Source organism: Desulfobacula sp. (assembly GCF_021107415.1).
On record NZ_JAIOSW010000412.1, the window covers coordinates 1 to 3,701 of the forward strand.

The 3,701-nt window shown below is 41.3% G+C and carries 3 protein-coding genes; 1 reads left to right on the plus strand and 2 read right to left on the minus strand.

Features of this window, described 5'->3' with window-relative positions; translation table 11 throughout:
• Both K8S13_RS20795 and K8S13_RS20800 read right to left on the minus strand, forming a co-directional pair.
• Nucleotides 1-631: PEP/pyruvate-binding domain-containing protein (locus K8S13_RS20795; RefSeq protein WP_291465623.1), on the minus strand; the 631-nt coding region annotated here is incomplete at its 3' end.
• 10 nt (nt 632-641) lie between these two features.
• Complete coding sequence (locus tag K8S13_RS20800) at nt 642-2,483, minus strand: PEP-utilizing enzyme (protein WP_291465625.1); 1,842 nt, start codon at nt 2,481-2,483, stop codon at nt 642-644.
• A gap of 284 nt (nt 2,484-2,767) precedes the next feature.
• Between K8S13_RS20800 and K8S13_RS20805 the strand changes: the two genes are divergently transcribed.
• Nucleotides 2,768-3,701: LysR family transcriptional regulator (locus K8S13_RS20805; RefSeq protein WP_291465627.1), on the plus strand; the 934-nt coding region annotated here is incomplete at its 3' end.

Below are 3,701 nucleotides of genomic sequence, written 5' to 3' on the forward strand. Positions count from 1 at the left end.
AGTGATCGCCGGTGGCAGGATTCATTGTAAACATTACACCGGCGGTCCATGCATTTGCCATTTTCTGGACACCTACAGAGATTTCCACCAGTTCGTGATCAAATCCCATCTTGGTTCTGTAGTAGATTGCCCGCGCAGTAAAAAGACTTGACCAGCATTTCTTTACATGCTCAAGAATACCCTCCACCCCTCTTATCCAGAGAAAGGTATCCTGCTGTCCAGCAAAGCTTGCCCCGGGAAGGTCCTCGGCCGTTGCGCTTGATCTTACTGCCACCGGAACTGCCGGAACATTACATTTTCTAGAAAGCCTTCTGTAAAATTCACAAATATAATCCTGCAAATCATCATTTATTGGTGTACTTTCAATCAGGTCTCTGATAGCGATACTTGCTTTTTCTCCGGAGTCCACATCATCGGCTTTAACACTTTCCAAAGTTTTGAATATTTCTTTTTTGATGTTTCCCTGCTCAAGAAAAAGATTATAGGCTTTGGTGGTCACTGCAAATCCGGGCGGCACCGGGATATCTGCTTTCAGCAGTTCCCCTAAACTGGCATTTTTGCCACCCACCATAGGTATTGATTCCAGATCACATTCTTCAAACCAGAGGACGTAGTCATGTCTTTTTTCCATGATGCCTGCCTTACCTTTCGATATATACTCTGCCGGTATCACCATTAAGTTTAATCTTCATACCGGATTTAATAATTGCTGTTGCCTGACCTGTCCCAACAACTGCCGGCATACCATATTCACGGCAGACAATAGCTGCATGGCACATGATACCGCCCACATCAGTGATAACCCCTTTGATTTTTTGAAATACCGGAGCCCAGGATGGCGAAGTTGTTGGTGCCACCAGGATCTCACCTTCTTTGAGTTCTCCGATATCTTCAACAGACCGGCATACCCTTGCAATGCCTTCAACAACACCGGGAGACCCTGCAAAACCTTCAATTTCATTCACTTTATCAGGATCACCGATTTCTTTTAATTTTGCCCAGGCTGCCATGCTGTCATTTGTAATCCCCCAGAGCACAATGGTAAACGGTTCTGCAATGACTTCAGGAGGCGTTCCAACTGCGGGAGTAGGCCGATTTTCCTTGAATTTTTTGTAAATGCCTTTTCTCCATTCGATTTCTTCGGGCCAGTGCAATGGACCATATCCTTTTGTTCCCGTAGCCCATGAGGTTACAACATCCCATAATGCTTCTTTTATTTCACTGCGGGACAGGTACCAGATATCTTCTGTATCTTTTATGAATTGATGCTCTTTCATGATGGAAGCGACATTTCTCATCTTGTTCCAGAATACGGAGTGGAACCAGTGCTCCACATAGAACATATGATTCTCAACATAGGGGAAAACAAGTTCCGAGGTACCGTGAAGCTGATCAAATGTCTGTCTGTCTTCATCGGTTTTTAAAAGACCTCTGTATTCTTTAATCAATTTTTTACGTTCCGCTTTAACTGCTTCCAGGGGCCGGTCAATGGATTTGCCTTGCTTGAGCTTTTCAATATAAATTCTGATGGAGCTTAAAGGAACATTCAAATTGTCATTCCATGAAACATCCTGGTGATACCAGCCGGTTCCCGTTGAAATATTGAACCATGGATTTTTGGCTTCATCCCAGGCAGTGATCCATTTTTTTCCGTTCTCAGAACCTGCAAGTTCCGGGATCACAACTTCAACATCCTTGGTATCATCTCCTATCTGTGAATCAATGCCAAGTTCAATGGCCAGTTTAGCCAGTTTTTTCAATTCATCATCAGGGCGGTATAAAAGTACATCAATTCCTGCAACCATCTGGGTAATTTTCTGGAGGGGCATATCAGGAAAGGCTTTACTGCAAAAATCAACAAAGGTGACATAGGATGCATAGCCCAGGTTTAAAAATTCAAAATGATACTGCCAGCAGAGAATACCCAGGTCTATTAACTTGTCATAGTTTTTGAGCAGTTCATAACCACTGGAAGTACCCAGCCCGTTTTTAACAACCGAGATATCTTCCATATCAGGCAGGGGATCGATTGGAATATTATCAAGATCGGTAATAATCCCTTTCATCTTATCTTCCCACTGATCCTGGAGTTTGTCCCAGTTTTCATAATAATATCCCGCCCTTTCCATGAACAAAGGGATCCTTTTTTGAACTTCTTCTGGATCAGTAACCGGAACCGGGGTAATATAGACATTACCATTAATAATTCTATGATCTATGCCGAGCGCAGGCGGTATCATAAAAATCCGGGTATTAAACTGTGATAAAGCCAGAAACCAGGCCTCATCCCAGATAATATCAAATGGATACATGGGCTCGGGATAATGAAGTGCATCATTGAACCAGAAGGCATTCTCCTCATATTCCTTTCGCTCCTTATCTTTTGTAGTAAAAAGATAGTGATAAGGATACATCCTTTCCCATCCTTCTGTTCCGGGGATTGCTTCTATCTCGTGGGGACTTGGGAACTTGTTATCAGCCATTTTTACCTCCATAAAAAAATTAAGTGTTAAAAAATCGACCAAACTAAAAACCCGAAAAGCTGACCCATACTTGTAAAAAACAAAGAATAGTGTGAAGAGTAAGATAGAAGCCGCCAACGTACAAAAACAAGCCAGGTAAAATTAATTTCAGACAACAAGTATGGTATGGATCAGTTTTATTTGTTGACAAAAAAAGTGTCAATTCATATAAACTTATAGGGTTTATAAGTTTTTCTTATACTATGTCTTTTTTATGCAGCAACTTAAATCAAGGATTGTAATTCATGATTAACTTGAACCAATTACGGGCATTTTATTATGTTGCAAAGCACGGCAGCTATACCATTGCAGCTGAAAAACTTTTTATTTCCCAGCCTGCGGTGACAGCCCAGATTAAACTTTTTGAAAAATACCATGATTTGAATTTGTTTAAAAAACAGGGAAGAAAACTAATTCTCACCCATATAGGAAAAATACTGTTTGAAAAGGCTGAACTCATTTTTGATATTGAGGATGAGGTTGAAAACACATTGACCCAGGTGAAGGAACTGAATCTGGGACTTTTGGAAGTGGGGTGTACAAAAGCCTATGCCGAATATATTATGCCATCAATTATTTCGGTTTTTCACAGGGCATATCCCAAAATAAAAATTATTCTTGAAGAAGGCAGTTCCATGGCTATGATTAACAGTCTGCTGGAATTTAAAAATGAAGTGGTGGTGGTGGCTCAAATGGAAGTAAATGGTCCAAGAATTCGATTCATTCCTTTCAGCCAGGAAGAAATCGTCATTGTCCTCCCTGTGAATCATCCGTTGACCCGGAAAAATGAAGTGGAATTTCATGATATTTTGATGGAACCGGTCATCATAAAGGGAAAAGGCTCTGGCACCCGGAAAAAGATTCTGGACCTTTACAAAGAACACGACTCCATACCCAATATTTTCATGGAATCCGATAATACCGGGTTTATCATTGATCTGGTGGAAAGGGGAGAAGGGATCTCTTTTTTGGTAAAACCAGCCATTGATCAGAAAGTCAAAGAGAACAAACTTGCCTCGCGCAAATTAAAGACTAGCAAACTGTTTCTTGATGTCAGTCTCGGCTATTTAAAGAACACAACCCTGTCTCCGGATGGCAGGGAATTTTACGAGGTGGTCAAAACATCATTGATTGAAGTGCCAACTCCGGAGGGCCAGGGAGGTATTGGATCTATCATGG

Excerpts from the sequence above, each read along its gene's own strand:
- K8S13_RS20800 (WP_291465625.1), bottom strand. The coding sequence starts at position 2,483 with ATGGCTGATAACAAGTTCCCAAGTCCCCACGAGATAGAAGCAATCCCC.